The following is a 16614-nucleotide window of genomic DNA, read 5'->3' as shown; positions in this document are numbered from 1 at the left end:
CGCAAAAAAAGAGACTTGCTCAAGTCTCTTTTTTTGCTTGCAGATAAGCCTTTGCTTCTTGATTTACTTGTTTTAAATCCACGTTTTGTTTTCTAGCTGCAAAAATACAGCCGCAGTAACATTGCCTGTAAATATCATATTCCTCGCACATCTCAACGGACCGTTTGTAGCCGCCTTTTTTCTTAAAATCACTTGGGAGATAGCGCACATCATAAAGTTGTTGCACTTCCGCGCCAATCGAATTAATCAGCGAACTATTTTTGTGCGGGCTAATCGTGAGCGCACTGCCAAAATAGTCGGCATCCAGTTCCTTAGCTTTTAACGCCGCTTGATCAAGTCGCATCTGAAAACAAGCGGAACAGCGTAAGCCGCCTTCAGGCTCATCCTCAAGCCCCTTAACAGCACACAAAAATTCCTGAGGCCGATAAGCTTCCGCGATAAATTCAACATGCTGCCCCGTCTGATTATTAAAAGCCTCAACGAAATCCGCTTGCACTTGTTTGCGTCGTTCAAATTCGAGGCGCGGGTGAATATTCGAATTCGCAAAATAAAGCGTCACATCTGCATACTGCGTCAAATATTCGAGCGTATACGTGCTACACGGCGCACAGCAGCTATGCAGCAAGATTTTCGGACGGACATTTTCTTCCTTCCACGAATGAATCATTTTTTCTAATAAACGATCATAATTGATTTTTTGATCCGGCTGCATTTTTTCAAGTAGTTCCATCAAGTCAGGCATCAACATCTTCAAAAATTCCTTCCTTCATTTCATTTGCTGTAATTTGGCTAACGTTGGATTCGTATCACAAAGAATATCCAAGTTGCGCCAAATCTTATCAGGCGAAAAGTCCCACCATTTGAGCTCAAGCAAGTAAGCAATAATCTCATCATTAAAGCGAGCTCGAATTCGGCGAGCTGGATTTCCACCAACAATCATATAAGGCGGGACATCCTTTGTCACGACCGAATTGGCCGCAATAATCGCCCCATCTCCGATCGTAATCCCCGGCATAATCGTAACATCTTGTCCAATCCAAACATCATTTCCGATCATCGTATCACCTTTAAAAGGCAGATCCGCTAAACTAGGCGTTGCTTTCTCCAAACCATGCCCCAAAATATTAAATGGATACGTCGCCACAGAATCCATCCGGTGATTCGCTCCATTCATAATAAAACGAATCCCCTTAGCAATCGCACAAAAGTTCCCGATCACAAGCTTATCAGAAAGAAAGTCATACAAATGCTCGACATGATCCTCGAAGCCTTCCGGATTTTCAGGATCATCATAATACGAATAGTTCCCAGCAATGATATTCGGATTTTTCACACAGTTTTTAATAAAAACAAGCGACGGAATAGCTTCATTCGGATAAAGCGCATCTGGATTTGGTCCAAGCATGTGACTTCAACTCCTTTGATTAGAATTGCTTTTAAGTATACCACACTTTCAGATGCCACTAAAGCTTGCGCAAATGCTGCTTCAAAAGGCGCAACGCTTCATCCGGATACCGCTCAGACAAAAGCCCCATCATCTGGAGCACATAATCCTGGTCCAAAAATAACGTCGGATTTTCCGGCAAAAGTTGCCTAGTATCCATTCGGTCCGTCGCCGCTAGAAGCACACGATTCGGGTTGCCACTATGCGTTAACACCCCACCAGTTCCGATAACCGCCTTCAAATAGCGCAAATCCTTCCCCGTTTGTTCAAACACATAACGAGTAGGCGTTGCCACCTTTTTCAAGAAACCCGAGTGTCGCTCTACCGCCTTTTGAATCGCACTACTCGCAATTGCGTCGTCCAAATGGCGCTCTGCCTCACTTTGTGGAATAAAATCCGGATGCGCCTCCCGAAACAAACAGCCCTCCCGAATGAAAGAAGCATCTCCCGCGAAGTACCTTGCAATCTCAGACTCCCCAACCGCTTGATACAAGCTGTACGCCGAGTAGCGCATCCCAAGATCCCCTTCAACCGTTCGTTTCAAAACAGGTTCCGCAAGCCCCGTTAAAATGATATCCGCTTCCTTCACAGCTTGCTGTTTACTGACCGAGTGAACATCCGTTGTCGCCCCGCCGACATCCACCACCATCAATTCGCCAAGCCCAGCTTCCCGTTTCGTGCCATATGCAAGTAGTTCAGCCGCCTTCAAAACAGCCGTGGGAGTCGGCAAAACAATCCGCCCGATCCGCTCAGAAACCGCTTCAAATCCGTTTGCTTCCACAATCTTTTTCATAAAAATTTCGCGTAACACTTTACGAACGGGTTCCGTTACTAAAACACCTGCTTTTGGCATCACATTTTCAGTCAAATAATACTCGAGATGAGATTCCTTCAAAATGTGCTCAATTTCCGTATTGGCTCGCTTATTCCCTGCCACAACAAGCGCTGCATTTCGCTCGAGCTCAGTTAACTTTTTAGCATTTTGTATAATATAAGACTGATTGCCGCCATCCGTGCCGCCCGCAAGCAAAATCGCATCAGGCTCAAGCTCTGCCATTTCCTGCAAATCTTGATCTGTAATAAGCGGAGCATAAACTTTTAAAATGCGCGCTCCCGCTCCTAAAACCGCTCGTTTCGCAGCTTCCGTTGTCAAGCTTTGCGTAAGCCCAATCACGACCAACCTAAAGCCACCACGTGCAGAAGAACAAGCTAAACGCTTTTTAAAATCCATTTTCCCAATTTGTTGTTCCATTTTTGCAAGCGCTCGCAAATAACCAGCTTGAATATCCGTTTGCACCGTTGTTTCACTTTGCGTCGCCGCAAGAATGGCCGGGCGATCCAAATCCACTGCAACCAGTTTTGTAAACGTACTCCCAAAATCAATCAATAAAATCGGCTGCATTTTTCTCTCTCCTCTCCAAAAAAGCGCCGGTTCCTCACCCGGCGCTTCCTCTAAAAAACCACTTATTTAACTTGCAACTCAAGCGAAACAACTTGTTCCACAGCTTCCACCAAACGTCCGCTCGTCAGAACTTCTGTCGCTTTTTCTAGTTCATCATAAATCTCGATGTCGCGATCATTTTCAATGAAGTCCGAACTCTTACGGAACACATCATAAGCCGCTTGTGTACCCTTGCCGAGCTTCCCAGCTTGTTTTTCATCAAAGTCTAGTGCTTGGCAAGCAGCCATAATTTCAGTTGCAACAACACGCCGTGAGTTGTTCACAATGTCACGAGCTTTCCGAGCCGCAATCGTCCCCATGCTGACAAAATCTTCTTGGTTTTCACAAGATGGAATCGAGTCAACACTTGCCGGATGCGCGAGCACTTTATTTTCCGAAACAAGCGCAGCCGCCGCATATTGCGTAATCATGAAACCAGAGTTAAGTCCTGGATGTTTAACAAGAAACGAAGGAAGTCCACTTAACGAGTGATTGACAAGGCGTTCCACCCGACGTTCAGAAACATTACCGATTTCTGATGCGGCAATGCCAAGAAAATCAAAAGGTTGCGCAAGCGGTTCCCCGTGGAAGTTCCCGCCTGAAATGACCTTCCCGCTCTCCGTTACAATCGGATTATCCGTTGCCGAATTAATTTCAATCTCCACTTTTGCTTTTACATAGCTAACACTATCTTTATTCGCTCCATGGATTTGCGGAATACAACGCAATGTATACGGATCTTGAACACGTTCAGCTGAAGCATGCACCACTTTTGTGCTGCCTGCCACCAAATTCCGCATATTTTGTGCAGTTGCCAGTTGTCCGTATTGTGGACGAATCCGGTGAAGCGCTTCGTCAAATACGTCGACAATCCCATTATGGACTTCAAGCGACAACGCCCCAGCAATATCAGATAGCTTAACAAGCTCAACCGCATCATAAGTAGCAAGCGCTCCAATCGCCGTCAAAACGGTTGTACCATTGATGAGCGCAAGACCTTCTTTGGCTGCCAAATGGATCGTATCGATTCCTGCCTTCTGCATTGCTTCTTTCCCTGAAAGTAGTTCGCCAGAAACGTAAGCGCGGCCAAGACCAAGCATTGGTAAAACCATGTGCGCAAGCGGAGCCAAATCTCCAGAAGCCCCAAGCGAACCTTTCTCTGGAATAAACGGTACCACATCTTTGTTGAGCATCGCTAGTAAAGTTTCCACCGTGCTGAGTCGTATTCCTGAACAGCCTTTCACTAGTGAATTAATGCGAATTAGCATTGTAGCGCGAACTTCTTCACGTGAAAGTGGATCTCCAAAACCGCTCGAATGCGTTCTAATCAAGTTTTCTTGCAATTCACTTGCATCTTCTGGCGGAATGCTAACGCTTACAAGAGAGCCAAAACCAGTCGTAACTCCATAAGTTACGCGGTTGTTTGCGATAATATCATCAATGATCTCACGTGATTTTTTCACCGCTTCGATCGCTTCTGCTGAAATTTTCACTGGCCAACCTTCTCTTGCTACACCTACAACATCATCCAAAGTTAAATCATTTCCTGTTAAAATTACTTCTTTCGCCATTTTTCCACACCTCTTCATGTTTTAATTAACTAGTCTTCCACTTTTTCGCTTTGCCGTCCTTTTTTCCCGTACATGACAAAATAAAGAATACTCGTGATACAAATAGCACCAATTGTAAAGATAATATTGATCAAGCTTGAAGATGACATAATCCAAAGACTGACGATAACACTTAAAACCGCAATAAAAGGTCCGAAGCGCATCTTGAACCCTGGATCTTCGAGTCCTTTTTTGCGCAGTGCAATAACAGAAAGCGCAGTTGGAATATATTGAATAAACCTCATCAACACACTCAATTGAGCCAATTGCTCAAACGAACCACTCATAACCAGAAGTACGGCTAATACACCAGAAATGACAATCGAAAAAATCGGTGCTTCATGTTTATTTTTTTTCGCAAAAACTTTTGGTAATAGACCATCCTCAGCAATTGAACACGCATAACGAGGAATCATCATCGAATCCCCTGTATTTAAGCCACCTACTGAAATCAAGGCACCAATCGTAATGATAAATCCGCCAACCGGACCAATTATTTTAGTAAATGCATCTTGCACAGGCGTATCCGTGTTCAAAATCCCATTTCCAAGTTGAGCAATCGTCCCAGCAATAATTAAGAAATAAAGCAAGGACACAATGATGATCGACATAATAATCGCTTTTGGAACGTTCTTTTTAGGATTTCGCATTTCGCCAGCAACAACTGGCAATGCTTCAAATCCGATAAAAGCATAGAAAACCACTAGTGCAGATGAGCTCATTCCTTGTAGGAAGTTTTTCCCCGGTTCAAGTTGAACAAATGGTGTAAAGTTGCCCGCATTAATCCCGCCTTTAATGAAGAAAATAGCAATCACAACAAAGGCAACGATTGGAATTAATTTCGCAATTGTAATCGTAATCGTAAAAATCTTAGATGTCTTCACACCGAAGCTATTAATAATTGAAAGTAAAACAATCAATACAACAGCAATCCACATTTCAAAAGGCTTAAATGATGGAACAAGTGCGACGAACAAGCGTGCAAATCCGGCTGCCATGGCGCCCCATGCAATAACAGTGACCGCCCAGCCAAGCACGCCGACATTAAATCCGACAAAATCTCCAAAAGCCGCTTTTGAATACTGAAAAGCTCCGCCATTTTTATCAAAATAGCCTGCGACTTCTGCAAAGCAAAGTGCTAAAAGTAATACCAACAATACATCTACTAACATTGCAACTAAAGATGCTGGTCCAAGTCCTTCATAAATGGTTCTGGGTAATAAGAAGATTCCTGAGCCAATCACGGCATTGATTCCATACAATGTCGCTCCACTCAAACTGAATTTCGACTTTTCATTTGACGTTTGTGTAGCCATTTTCTGTCCCCTCTCACTATGACGGGCATGACTATACACGTTTTCGTATCATCTTTTTATATTGCTGATTTTTGCTTCGATCGCAATAATGTCAGAAGAAGAATATGTATTTGCAACAGGCTGCATCGTCATTTGGTTAACAGCTTGAAGAAATAGACTGTCCCCTTTCCCTAGCACGGCAACTTGACCGTCTGAAAAACGAATCTGCATCTCTTCGACCAAAGAGTAGTAAAAATAATCCGCCCCTTTTTCCACTTCATATTTTTCTTCCGGTTTTATCAAAGATAATGATCCGGTATAGGTAGGTGTATAAATTAAATTAAAATCTGTACATTGCCCGTAACTTGTCGTAGTCTCTGCCCCGCTAAAGCTATCTTGTTCAAAAACAGAAAGTTTAACTTCTCGTTTTTGCGTAGCATTTTCGTGAAGCAGCTCAATCTCACCATCTAGAATCATCAGTTCTCGCCAATAAGAAGACAAGGAGGTAAAAGTCGAAGTTGGCAAATTAACAGTCGCCGTTGAAATCCGGTACTTAAAATTACGTTCTTCATACAGCGCTTTTTCCGGCCAAATCAAAAGTTCTGTTGTCGTTCCACCAGGCCAAATGCTCTTTTTATACTCTGATTTCCGCTTAATTACCATTTCCATAACTTTCCCTCCTTCTCCTTCATTTTTACTTAGAATAAACCAGAAATTACACCATTATCGTCCACTTGAATGTTTTCAGCAGCTGGAACTTTCGGAAGACCCGGCATTGTCATAATGGCTCCCGTAAGCGCTACAACGAAACCAGCACCCGCAGAAATCTTAACGTCTTTGATTGTGATCGTAAAGCCTTCTGGACGGCCAACCTTTTTCGCATCATCTGAGAATGAATATTGCGTTTTTGCCATACAAATTGGTAAATGCCCGTAACCCATTTCTTCGATGTGTTTTAATTCTTTTCGAGCAGCTGGTGTCAACTCGATCCCTTTTCCGCCATAAACTTTCGTTACGATTTTTTCCAATTTTTGTTCAAGCGAATCTTCGTCGTCATAAACAAATTGGAAATGATTAGGTTGTTCCGCAAGCCGAACGACTTCTTTTGCAAGTTCAGCTCCTCCGTCACCACCATTTGCCCAAACATCTGAAAGGACAACATTCGCACCATATTTTTGGCAAGCATCTTCAACCGCTTTCAGTTCAGCATCTGTATCTGTAGGGAACTTATTAATCGCAACCACTGCAGGAAGCCCATAAACATTTTGGATATTCTCAAGGTGTTTTTCTAAGTTCGGCATTCCTTTTACAACTGCATCCACATTTTCAGTACCCAGATCTTTTTTCTCAACGCCGCCGTGCATCTTAAGCGCACGAACCGTTGCCACAAGAACAGCTGCATCAGGTTTCAAACCAGATTTACGACATTTGATGTCAATGAATTTTTCAGCACCGAGATCTGCACCAAATCCAGCTTCTGTTACTACGTAATCAGCATATTTCATCGCTGTTTTCGTAGCTAGTACACTATTACAACCATGTGCGATATTAGCAAACGGACCACCATGGATAAAGGCTGGCGTATGTTCTAAAGTTTGTACAAGGTTAGGCTTGATCGCATCTTTTAATAGCGCAGCCATTGCCCCATCTGCTTTTAAATCCCCCGCCGTAATCGGATCATTATCACGCGTATAGCCAATAATAATTCGTTTTAATTTTTCTTTTAAATCATGAATATCATTTGCAAGACAAAGGATAGCCATCACTTCAGAAGCAACCGTGATATCAAATCCATCCTCACGAGGAACACCTTGCGCTTTTCCACCAAGTCCGTTCACAATATGACGGAGCTGACGATCATTCATATCAACAACACGTTTCCAAGTAATTCTGCGATTATCAATTCCAAGCTTGTTTCCTTGTTGGATATGGTTGTCAATTAAAGCCGCAAGTAGATTATTGGCCGCACCAATTGCATGGAAATCTCCCGTAAAATGTAGATTGATATCTTCCATTGGTACAACTTGTGCATAGCCCCCGCCAGCTGCTCCACCTTTCACACCAAAAACTGGTCCAAGAGAAGGCTCACGCAAAGCGCTGATCGCTTTCTTTCCGATTTTACGAAGTCCGTCACTAAGACCTACAGAAGTCGTTGTTTTCCCTTCACCAGCTGGCGTTGGGGTGATCGCTGTAACCAAAATTAATTTTGCTTTGCTATTTTCTAAGTTGTCGACGGCTACTTTAGCTTTGTAGTTCCCGTAAAGTTCAAGTTCTGATTTTTCAATTCCTACTTCTTTTGCAACCTCTTCAATTGGTAATTTTTCACTTTTATGAGCAATTTCAATATCTGAAAGTGTCATGCTGAAAACTCCTTTTTTACACGATTTCTAAAATCGCTTGATAAATTTCATCGGCTCTATCACAGCTTGCTTGTAGTAATGCTTCTCCATCTTGTTTATATTTTGCAACAAAAGCTTCATCTTTAATTCCTGACAGGTTGATTAAGACGTTTAACCAAGCTCCTTGTGTCCCAGATTTGAGATTGAGCGCCGCAACACCCAAATCACTGGCAGCATTAACATTCGATTTCCCAACTGCTTTTCCCGTAATAGTAATCGCCTTACTCGCTAACACCATGATGTCGTAGGGAGCTTCAGCAGCTAGTTTGAGCGCTTTTTGCATCGCTTCTTTGCGCGCCGCTTTTTCTTCTTCCGTTTCTTTCGGCATAGAAAAGACAGCTGAAACTTGATTAAACGCTTCTGTATCTTTATCAATCGCTTCAAGTAAAGCTTGATTCACTTCCGTCGCTTCTTTTAATACTTGTTTCATCAACTCACCATATTCAGCGTATTTCTTTTTACCAATTGTTAATTGCGCAACCATCATCGTAAGCGCCGATCCCACACTTGCAGCAAGTGCTGAAGCAGAACCACCACCTGGAGCAGGTGCGTCTGAGCCAAGCACGTCTACGAATTCCGTAATTCCCATATCAACTAATTTCATCTTGCACTCCCCTAACCTAGTAAATGATTTTCTAGAACTTGTTTTTTCTCATCAAAGTCTTCAATTTGCAAATAATATTCGGCGCAATCAATTAATGCCTTTGCAGGAGTAAGACCGATCACTTCACTACCAATAATACCTACACCATAACGTTTAGCTTCAAAGCGAATCGTTTCAAAAGTCCGATAAAGTGGTGTCCCTTCATAGTTCACCATATTCATAGACACTTGTGCAATGTTGCGATCTTCAAGTAAAAGGCCGATTCCTTTACAATATTTAAATCCGCCACTTGAACCACGAACCACTTTCGCGATTTTCTTCGCGATTTCCACATTATCCGTATCCAAGTTCACATTAAATGCCACAAGAGGCATCCGTGCCCCAACCGCTGTAATCCCAGCTGTCGGATGAATCTTACGTTCCCCGTAGTCAGGCGCCCATTCCGGTTCCTTTAATTTTTCAGGCATTCCTTCGAATTGACCCTTACGAACTTTCGCTAAATTCTTCCGGTCCGGCGTTGCTGCAGATTCTTCATAAAGGAAAATTGGAATCGAAAGTTCACGATTGATACGTTCCGCCACTTTTTTCGAAATCTCGATGCACTCTTCCATTGTGACATCTTTGACAGGAACAAAAGGTACCACGTCCGTTGCTCCCATCCGTGGATGTTCACCGTGTTGCTTTGTCATATCAATTTTTTCGCTTGCGAATTTTACAAGTTGAAAAGCTACCTCTTGAATTCCATTTTCATCTCCAACGAGTGTAAATACACTGCGGTTATGACTCGGATCTGACGAATGGTCAAGTAAGGAAACACCAGGAATGCTCGTTGCTGTTTTGACTAAGCCGTCAATCACTTCTTGATTTTGACCTTCACTAAAATTGGGAATACATTCAACTAATTTTGCCATGGTTTCTTTATCTCCTTTTTAAATCATTTGACGATTCTTAACTACCAGTTCGCCTTTTTTATACACATCCGTTACAAGGTTTGTCGCAAAGAAATAAAGAGGATAATCAATATTTGGTGCATCAAACAGTGTAATATCTGCTAATTTCCCTTCATCTAAGCTTCCAATAGAATCTCCGCGATCCACTACATAAGCCGCGTTGATTGTCACCGCATTGAAAACTTCAATCGGTGTCAATTTGTCCGCAAAACAGCCCAGTTGCATAATAAATTGCATGTTCGCTGTCGGACAACTACCCGGATTACTATCTGTCGAAAGAGTGATTGCCATATCGTGATCCAACATTTTCCGAGCTGGCGCATACGTATCCTCCATCAAACTAAACGTTGTTGCTGGAAGCAAGTTCCCGATCACATTTGCTTGGCTAAGTTTGTCAATATCTTCGTCTGTAATCACCATCAAATGCTCAGCACTCGTTGCACCTAGATCAGCTGCCACACTCACGCCACCGATCGATTCGATTTCATCGGCATGGATTCGCAATTTAAAACCTTGTTTTTTCGCAGCACTCAATAATTTTCGTGACTGTTCAGCCGTGAAAACACCTGATTCACAGAACACATCGCAAAATTCTGCCAGATTTTCTGCTTTTACCTTTGGAAGCATCTCTTCGATGATTAAATCAATAAACCCATCAGGACTATCACGATATTCTTCTGGAATCGCATGTGCCGCCATAAAAGTTGAAATAATATCGACTGGCAAACGATGATCGAGTTCGCGAGCCACCTTCATCTGTTTTTCTTCCGTTTCCCAGTCTAGACCATAACCACTTTTAGCTTCAACCGTTGTCACACCATGTACAAGCATATGTTCAAGGAGCTTAGCCGTTTTCTCATAAAGCTCCGTAAAGCTAGCAGCACGAGTGGCTTTCACCGTACTTAGAATACCGCCGCCTTCTTTCAAAATATCCAAATAAGCCACACCATTCAATTTCTTAGCAAACTCATTTTCACGCGTTCCGCCGTACACAAGATGAGTGTGCGAGTCAATTAAACCAGGAGAAGCCGTTTTTCCAGTGCAATCAATTAATTTCGTGTGCTCTCCTATGAGAGAAACTGGGGGATTCCCTTCAGCTACGCGCAAGATTTTTCCTTCACGAATCGCGATAAAGCCTTGTCGAATGATGTTCGCTTCACCCATTTCGCTTCCCCGCAAAGCTCTTCCTTTGTCGATCGGACAAAAGATTTGATTTAAATTTGTTAGGATCTTATCAGCAATCATCAGTATCCGCCTTTCATTTTACATATTTCGAAACTGCTTCACGAATCGCTTTATCATCCGTCAAATACGGAATCGTGATGTGATCCGTGCCTTGTTTTTCCTCATTGAAGGCAATGGATGTTTCCATCGAATGTTCATTTCTAGCCCAGTTCCGTCTTGCAACACCGCCCATAACGTCCCAAGAAATCGCCGAACGAATAATATCATCAACTAATTCACTGCCATCCAGTACGAGACCAAAACCGCCATTCACTGACTTACCAATCCCAGTTCCGCCACCGTTATGAAGGGCGATCAAGCTCATTCCACGTGCCGCATTCCCTGCATAACACTGAACAGCCATATCCGCAGTAACATTGCTACCATCACGAATATTAGAAGTTTCACGGAATGGCGAATCCGTCCCAGAAACATCGTGGTGGTCGCGGCCAATCATGACAGGACCAATCTTCCCTTCGCGGACAAGTTCATTAAATTTGAGCGCAACATCAATCCGCCCTTGCGCATCTTGATAAAGAATCCGAGCTTCCGTCCCAACTACCAATTGGTTCTTCTCCGCATCACGAATCCAGTTATAATTATCCCGGTCTTGATAACGTCTTTCCGGATTAATTGCTTCCATCGCTGCATGGTCCGTTGCTACCAAGTCTTCATGTTTGCCACTCAAGCAAACCCAGCGGAATGGACCATATCCATAGTCAAACAACATCGGCCCCATAATATCTTCTACATAAGACGGCCAGATAAATCCATCCTTGTCATCCCGTCCATTCTTCGAGATCTCCATCACGCCTGCATCAAAAATGGCTTTCATGAACGAGTTTCCATAGTCAAAGAAGTAAGTCCCTTGGTCAACCAAATGCTTAATCGCATTAAAATGCCGTACCAGCGTCTTATTGATCAATTCTTGGAATTTAGGCTGATCTTCTTTAAGTAGCCGTGTCCGTTCCTCAAAACTAACACCAACTGGACAGTAGCCACCATTATAGGCATTATGACAAGAAGTTTGGTCACTTAAAAGATCCACATGCACTTTATGTTTGTCTACATATTCCAATAAATCCACAATATTTCCGTGATAAGCAATCGACATGGCTTCTTTTTTCGCCATAGATTCTTGGGCTAATTTTACAGCCTCTTCTGGAGTCTGAGCTAGCTTCGAAATCCAACCTTGTTCAAGCCGCGTATCAATCCGTGACTGATCCACTTCAGCAATAATCGCTACCGCATTCGCAATCTCAGCCGCTTTTCCTTGCGCACCACTCATGCCACCAAGACCAGAAGAAATAAATAGTTTCCCAGCTAAATCGCCGTCATCCGGAACCCCTAGTTTCAAGCGTCCAGCATTTAAAAGCGTATTAAACGTTCCATGAACAATTCCTTGCGGTCCGATGTACATCCAGCCACCCGCAGTCATTTGCCCATAATTCGTAACGCCCATTTCCTCAGCAATTTCCCAGTCATCTAAATTATCATATTCCCCAATAAGTAAGCCATTCGTGATGATAACACGTGGAGAATCCTTTTTAGACTTGAACAAACCAACCGGGTGACCTGATTCCACAACAAGCGTCTGTTCATCCGTCATCACTTCCAGATATTTCTTGATCAGGCGATATTGCAACCAGTTTTGGCAAACCTGCCCCGTTTCTCCGTAAGTAACCAGTTCATACGGATAAAGCGCAACATCAAAATCGAGGTTGTTATCAATCATCACTTGCATCGCTTTTGCTGCAGTAGAATTACCTTTGTACTCATCAATCGGTTTTCCATAAAGCTTTCCTTCAGGACGCCATCTATACGCATAAATTCGTCCGCGTGTTGTCAGTTCTTCTAAAAACTCAGGGATAACTTGTTCATGAAATCTTTCAGGGACGTAGCGTAAAGCATTCTTAAGCGCAATTTCCGTTTGTTCTTTTGTAAGCCGAAATCCGCGATCTGGTGCCCGTCTAATTCCTTCAGCAAAAGAAGGCATTTCTGGCAAAATATCATCTAACTTAATGGTCATCGATTTTGCAATTGCATCATTCTTTATCATGTTGACATACATTCCCTTCTAATCATTTCTCCGCTTTCTCGTTCCAAGCCCTTCCTTAATTTTTACAACTCCACTCCTTTCTCTTTTCATAGAACAAAAAAACGTGGCACTATAATTAAGCGCTTTCTTTTCATTGGACAAACCATTGATATCGCTGGATTTAATCGATGAAAGCATCAAAAACCCAAAGAAGATTCACAGCGAAACCCCTTTCATTCTTTACCAAGATAAAGAATATTTTTCATTTCAAGAAACCGCTTACATTACGCCCTAACTATATCTGATTGTGAACCATTTGTCAATACAAATTCTTTACATATTTATGAAGTTGTCAATACGACTCATATTGTGTATGATTGAATAGATAACCATTGCTAGGGGGAAATAAGTTTGTACATTATACTTGACCAAAAAGACTACAAAACCATTGAATGGAGTGGCGGTGATTCCATTGAAATCCTAATTTTCCCTTACGACCGCTCATTCCAAAACAAGGATTTTGATTTACGCATTTCGCGCACCAAATTATACCAAAAAGAATCGCGCTTCACCGACCTTCCCGGTTACACACGGGACCTAATCAGCTTACACGGCAACGTTACATTATGCCACCAAGAAAATTCGACCGAGCGCATCGTTAAAATGGCCCCATTCAAGCTTGACCATTTTAACGGCAGCGCCAAAACGACCAGCCTAGGTTCCGGTGAAGACTTCAATTTTATTTACCGTGATGGACTCGCGACAAAAATCGAAATTCTCCATCAAAACCAGACTAAAAATTTTCTAATCGAGCCTTACTCATTCCAGCTGATCCATGCAATTTCCGACTTAATCGAAATCCAAATTGAGCCTGAGAATGACTATTTACGCGACGAGTTGGTATTGAAAAAAGGGGATAGCTTACTTGTTTTCAATGAAACCGCCAAGTTTACATTCCAAAATGCTTCCATTGCATCAAACAGCGAGCTAGCCATTTTATGTACCTTTGATACCTTACACAATCGCGAATACTATCAAAACTTTGTGGATGGCATCCTAAGCGACCATTCTTAAGTCTAAAGACGCCAATGTTATTTAGGACTGGACGAGGCAGAGAAGGCAGAGTTTCTTGACACGATTAATTTCGGTTAAATCACTGAAAAGCAATAAAAATGGTTGAAAACTCAATTTATTTTTTGTCGTCAAAATTATCCAATCTCCGTTCTACTTCTAGGATACTACTTCTTTTTCAGCTTACCTAAATAACGACTTTAGCGATATAATTTGTCCAATAGCTTCTTTGAAAAACTTCAAAATAATAATTTGTAGAGTTTTCAAAGAAATTTTTTATCTTTTATAATGGACATAAAGATAGTAAACATTAAACTTTACAGGAGGAATTAACATGATAGAAGGTATAAGCCATGTGACTTTTATTGTCAAAAATTTAGAAAAGACAAAACATATGCTAGAGTATATATTTCAAGCTAAAGAGATATATTCCAGTGATGGTAAAAATTTTTCAATATCGAATGAAAAGTTTTTTATTGTTAGTAATATATGGATAGCCATAATGGAGAATAAAAATGAGAGCTTAAATAGAACTTATAATCACATTGCTTTTAAAATTAGAGATGATGATTTTGAAAACTATATCAAAAAGATAAAACATCTAGGACTTGAAATAAAAAGCTCCCGTACAAGGATCAGTGGCGAAGGAGTATCCATCTATTTTTATGATTATGACAATCATCTGTTTGAATTACACACAGGTACTCTAGGCGAAAGATTAGAAACATATAAAAATTCGATGCAAAGTAAATTAATTAGCTAATTATAAATAGAAGAACTTCAAGTAGAGTGAAGCTTTTTCTTTCTAATCAGTGGGTACACCAATACAGAACCTAATATGGAGTAATAAACAATTATTCGAATAAATTTAAATCAGGTAGCTTAAAAAATGCTTTGTAATTCCAGTTTGAAAATATCCTTCACTAATTCTACTTTTCACATAATGGTCAATCTGTTTTATTGGAGATAATAAATGGACATGATGTTATAGCATAGATATTCCAATTTTCATATGAGACAAAAAGAAAAACCCTAATGTACAATACACATACACTAGGATTCTTTGTGATACCGGCGGCCGGGGTCGAACCGGCACGTCCTCAACGGACACTGGATTTTGAGTCCAGCGCGTCTGCCAATTCCGCCACGCCGGCATATCATAAAACATTATAAACTTTTTCTTTGCACAAATCAAGCAAATGGAGGCGCCAACCGGATTTGAACCGGTGATGAAGGTTTTGCAGACCTCTGCCTTACCACTTGGCTATGGCGCCGCATTTTAGATTTTAAGAAAAGAAAAAGCGGAAGACGGGGTTCGAACCCGCGACCCCCACCTTGGCAAGGTGATGTTCTACCACTGAACTACTTCCGCAATTTTAAAGACTGGGCCAGCTGGATTCGAACCAACGCATGATGGAGTCAAAGTCCATTGCCTTACCGCTTGGCTATGGCCCAATAATATAAAAATTATAATGGGGCGGCTGATGGGAATCGAACCCACGAATGTCGGAACCACAATCCGATGCGTTAACCACTTCGCCACAGCCGCCATTATGCAATTAATAATACTATATGGCAGGGGCAGTAGGAATCGAACCCACACTGGAGGTTTTGGAGACCTCTGTTCTACCGTTAAACTATGCCCCTAAAATAGAAATAAAATGGTGGAGGGAAGTGGATTCGAACCACTGAACCCGAAGGAGCGGATTTACAGTCCGCCGCGTTTAGCCACTTCGCTATCCCTCCATATATGTAAAAAGTGGCTTGGGACAGAATCGAACTGCCGACACCTTGAGCTTCAATCAAGTGCTCTACCAACTGAGCTACCAAGCCAAATGGCGGTTCCGACGGGATTTGAACCCGCGATCTCCTGCGTGACAGGCAGGCATGTTAACCCCTACACCACGGAACCACGATTGCGGGGACAGGATTTGAACCTGCGACCTTCGGGTTATGAGCCCGACGAGCTACCAGACTGCTCCACCCCGCGACAATAATATGGTGGAGGTTAACGGGATCGAACCGCTGACCCTCTGCTTGTAAGGCAGATGCTCTCCCAGCTGAGCTAAACCTCCATAAATAACATTTTAACGTAAATTTGGCAATTTGTCTAAAAAGAATAAAGTGACCCGTACGGGATTCGAACCCGTGTTACCGCCGTGAAAGGGCGGTGTCTTAACCGCTTGACCAACGGGCCATATCAATATAATAATTAAACTATCTTGGAAACGGAGAGCAAGGGATTCGAACCCTTGAGACGGTTGCCCGCCTACACGGTTTCCAACCGTGCTCCTTCGGCCTCTCGGACAGCTCTCCAAGAAAGATATGGCTCCACAGGTAGGACTCGAACCTACGACCGATCGGTTAACAGCCGATTGCTCTACCACTGAGCTACTGTGGAATAATAATATCTTGCCCGGCGGCGACCTACTCTCACAGGGGGAAGCCCCCAACTACCATCGGCGCGGAGAAGCTTAACTACCGTGTTCGGGATGGGAACGGGTGTGACCTTCTCGCCATAGCCACCAGACAAGGAAT

Annotated in this window: 13 protein-coding genes, 14 tRNA genes and 1 rRNA gene; 2 read left to right on the top strand and 26 right to left on the bottom strand. The window is 42.5% G+C overall.

Features of this window, described 5'->3' with window-relative positions; all coding sequences use genetic code 11:
- Positions 1-19: 19 nt before the first annotated feature.
- From UR08_RS00140 to UR08_RS00090, 11 genes are all read right to left on the bottom strand, one after another.
- Positions 20-742, bottom strand: coding sequence for an epoxyqueuosine reductase QueH (locus tag UR08_RS00140; RefSeq protein WP_115752663.1), 723 nt, complete (start codon positions 740-742; stop codon positions 20-22).
- A gap of 24 nt (positions 743-766) precedes the next feature.
- Positions 767-1405, bottom strand: a complete 639-nt coding sequence (locus UR08_RS00135) for a Vat family streptogramin A O-acetyltransferase (RefSeq protein ID WP_115751658.1) — start codon at positions 1403-1405, stop codon at positions 767-769.
- A gap of 58 nt (positions 1406-1463) precedes the next feature.
- A complete protein-coding gene (glmL, locus tag UR08_RS00130) occupies positions 1464-2846 on the bottom strand; it encodes a methylaspartate mutase accessory protein GlmL (protein WP_115751657.1) in 1383 nt (460 codons plus the stop codon).
- A gap of 62 nt (positions 2847-2908) precedes the next feature.
- Entirely contained in the window at positions 2909-4456 is a 1548-nt protein-coding gene (hutH, locus tag UR08_RS00125; RefSeq protein WP_115751656.1) for a histidine ammonia-lyase, read from the bottom strand.
- 29 nt (positions 4457-4485) lie between these two features.
- On the bottom strand, positions 4486-5811 hold the full coding sequence (locus tag UR08_RS00120; protein WP_115751655.1) for an APC family permease: 1326 nt from the start codon (positions 5809-5811) through the stop codon (positions 4486-4488).
- Between the two features lie 48 nt (positions 5812-5859).
- On the bottom strand, positions 5860-6459 hold the full coding sequence (locus tag UR08_RS00115; protein ID WP_115751654.1) for a HutD/Ves family protein: 600 nt from the start codon (positions 6457-6459) through the stop codon (positions 5860-5862).
- A 29-nt stretch (positions 6460-6488) separates the two neighbouring features.
- The gene (locus tag UR08_RS00110; protein WP_115751653.1) at positions 6489-8150 is read right to left on the bottom strand and encodes a formate--tetrahydrofolate ligase; all 1662 of its coding nucleotides are present in this window, start codon (positions 8148-8150) and stop codon (positions 6489-6491) included.
- 16 nt (positions 8151-8166) lie between these two features.
- Complete coding sequence (locus UR08_RS00105; RefSeq protein WP_115751652.1) at positions 8167-8793, bottom strand: cyclodeaminase/cyclohydrolase family protein; 627 nt, start codon at positions 8791-8793, stop codon at positions 8167-8169.
- Positions 8794-8804: 11 nt separating this feature from the next.
- Positions 8805-9704 (bottom strand): glutamate formimidoyltransferase, encoded by a 900-nt coding sequence (ftcD, locus tag UR08_RS00100; RefSeq protein ID WP_115751651.1) that lies wholly within the window; start codon positions 9702-9704, stop codon positions 8805-8807.
- Positions 9705-9722: 18 nt separating this feature from the next.
- Entirely contained in the window at positions 9723-10988 is a 1266-nt protein-coding gene (gene hutI, locus UR08_RS00095; RefSeq protein ID WP_115751650.1) for an imidazolonepropionase, read from the bottom strand.
- 13 nt (positions 10989-11001) lie between these two features.
- A complete protein-coding gene (locus tag UR08_RS00090; RefSeq protein ID WP_115751649.1) occupies positions 11002-13026 on the bottom strand; it encodes a urocanate hydratase in 2025 nt (674 codons plus the stop codon).
- A gap of 390 nt (positions 13027-13416) precedes the next feature.
- Here UR08_RS00090 and UR08_RS00085 point away from each other — a divergent pair, with 390 nt between their 5' ends.
- A complete protein-coding gene (locus UR08_RS00085; RefSeq protein WP_165849916.1) occupies positions 13417-14079 on the top strand; it encodes a HutD family protein in 663 nt (220 codons plus the stop codon).
- A 331-nt stretch (positions 14080-14410) separates the two neighbouring features.
- Positions 14411-14839, top strand: a complete 429-nt coding sequence (fosX, locus tag UR08_RS00080; protein ID WP_115751647.1) for a FosX/FosE/FosI family fosfomycin resistance hydrolase — start codon at positions 14411-14413, stop codon at positions 14837-14839.
- Between the two features lie 306 nt (positions 14840-15145).
- On the opposite strand, the gene UR08_RS00075 is transcribed toward fosX, so the two are convergent.
- The 15 genes from UR08_RS00075 to rrf all read right to left on the bottom strand — a co-directional run bounded on the left by UR08_RS00075 (position 15146) and on the right by rrf (position 16606).
- A tRNA-Leu gene (locus UR08_RS00075) sits at positions 15146-15230 on the bottom strand.
- 46 nt (positions 15231-15276) lie between these two features.
- Positions 15277-15350: transfer RNA gene (locus tag UR08_RS00070), tRNA-Cys, on the bottom strand.
- A gap of 26 nt (positions 15351-15376) precedes the next feature.
- Positions 15377-15448: transfer RNA gene (locus tag UR08_RS00065), tRNA-Gly, on the bottom strand.
- Between the two features lie 11 nt (positions 15449-15459).
- A tRNA-Gln gene (locus UR08_RS00060) sits at positions 15460-15531 on the bottom strand.
- A gap of 18 nt (positions 15532-15549) precedes the next feature.
- Positions 15550-15625: transfer RNA gene (locus UR08_RS00055), tRNA-His, on the bottom strand.
- 24 nt (positions 15626-15649) lie between these two features.
- Positions 15650-15723, bottom strand: a tRNA-Trp gene (locus UR08_RS00050).
- Between the two features lie 15 nt (positions 15724-15738).
- A tRNA-Tyr gene (locus UR08_RS00045) sits at positions 15739-15822 on the bottom strand.
- Between the two features lie 14 nt (positions 15823-15836).
- A tRNA-Phe gene (locus UR08_RS00040) sits at positions 15837-15909 on the bottom strand.
- A 3-nt stretch (positions 15910-15912) separates the two neighbouring features.
- Positions 15913-15988, bottom strand: a tRNA-Asp gene (locus UR08_RS00035).
- Between the two features lie 4 nt (positions 15989-15992).
- Positions 15993-16066 (bottom strand) — tRNA-Met (locus UR08_RS00030).
- Between the two features lie 9 nt (positions 16067-16075).
- Positions 16076-16151 (bottom strand) — tRNA-Val (locus UR08_RS00025).
- A 50-nt stretch (positions 16152-16201) separates the two neighbouring features.
- Positions 16202-16273 (bottom strand) — tRNA-Glu (locus UR08_RS00020).
- Between the two features lie 32 nt (positions 16274-16305).
- Positions 16306-16392 (bottom strand) — tRNA-Ser (locus UR08_RS00015).
- Between the two features lie 10 nt (positions 16393-16402).
- Positions 16403-16477, bottom strand: a tRNA-Asn gene (locus tag UR08_RS00010).
- 13 nt (positions 16478-16490) lie between these two features.
- A 5S ribosomal RNA gene (gene rrf / locus UR08_RS00005) occupies positions 16491-16606 on the bottom strand.
- Positions 16607-16614 lie beyond the last annotated feature (8 nt).

Origin of the sequence: Listeria kieliensis (assembly GCF_003369925.1) — a bacterium.
GTDB lineage: Bacteria > Bacillota > Bacilli > Lactobacillales > Listeriaceae > Listeria > Listeria kieliensis_A.
This window is presented reverse-complemented; position numbering and strand designations above follow the sequence as displayed.

Bases quoted from the DNA above. Each gene is read 5' to 3' on its own strand.
- UR08_RS00110 (WP_115751653.1), bottom strand. From the start codon at position 8,150: ATGACACTTTCAGATATTGAAATTGCTCATAAAAGTGAAAAATTACCA.
- UR08_RS00105 (WP_115751652.1), bottom strand. From the start codon at position 8,793: ATGAAATTAGTTGATATGGGAATTACGGAATTCGTAGACGTGCTTGGC.
- ftcD (WP_115751651.1), bottom strand. From the start codon at position 9,704: ATGGCAAAATTAGTTGAATGTATTCCCAATTTTAGTGAAGGTCAAAAT.
- UR08_RS00135 (WP_115751658.1), bottom strand. From the start codon at position 1,405: ATGCTTGGACCAAATCCAGATGCGCTTTATCCGAATGAAGCTATTCCG.
- UR08_RS00120 (WP_115751655.1), bottom strand. From the start codon at position 5,811: ATGGCTACACAAACGTCAAATGAAAAGTCGAAATTCAGTTTGAGTGGA.
- hutI (WP_115751650.1), bottom strand. From the start codon at position 10,988: ATGATTGCTGATAAGATCCTAACAAATTTAAATCAAATCTTTTGTCCG.
- UR08_RS00090 (WP_115751649.1), bottom strand. From the start codon at position 13,026: ATGATAAAGAATGATGCAATTGCAAAATCGATGACCATTAAGTTAGAT.
- UR08_RS00140 (WP_115752663.1), bottom strand. From the start codon at position 742: ATGCCTGACTTGATGGAACTACTTGAAAAAATGCAGCCGGATCAAAAA.
- fosX (WP_115751647.1), top strand. From the start codon at position 14,411: ATGATAGAAGGTATAAGCCATGTGACTTTTATTGTCAAAAATTTAGAA.
- glmL (WP_115751657.1), bottom strand. From the start codon at position 2,846: ATGCAGCCGATTTTATTGATTGATTTTGGGAGTACGTTTACAAAACTG.
- hutH (WP_115751656.1), bottom strand. From the start codon at position 4,456: ATGGCGAAAGAAGTAATTTTAACAGGAAATGATTTAACTTTGGATGAT.
- UR08_RS00115 (WP_115751654.1), bottom strand. From the start codon at position 6,459: ATGGAAATGGTAATTAAGCGGAAATCAGAGTATAAAAAGAGCATTTGG.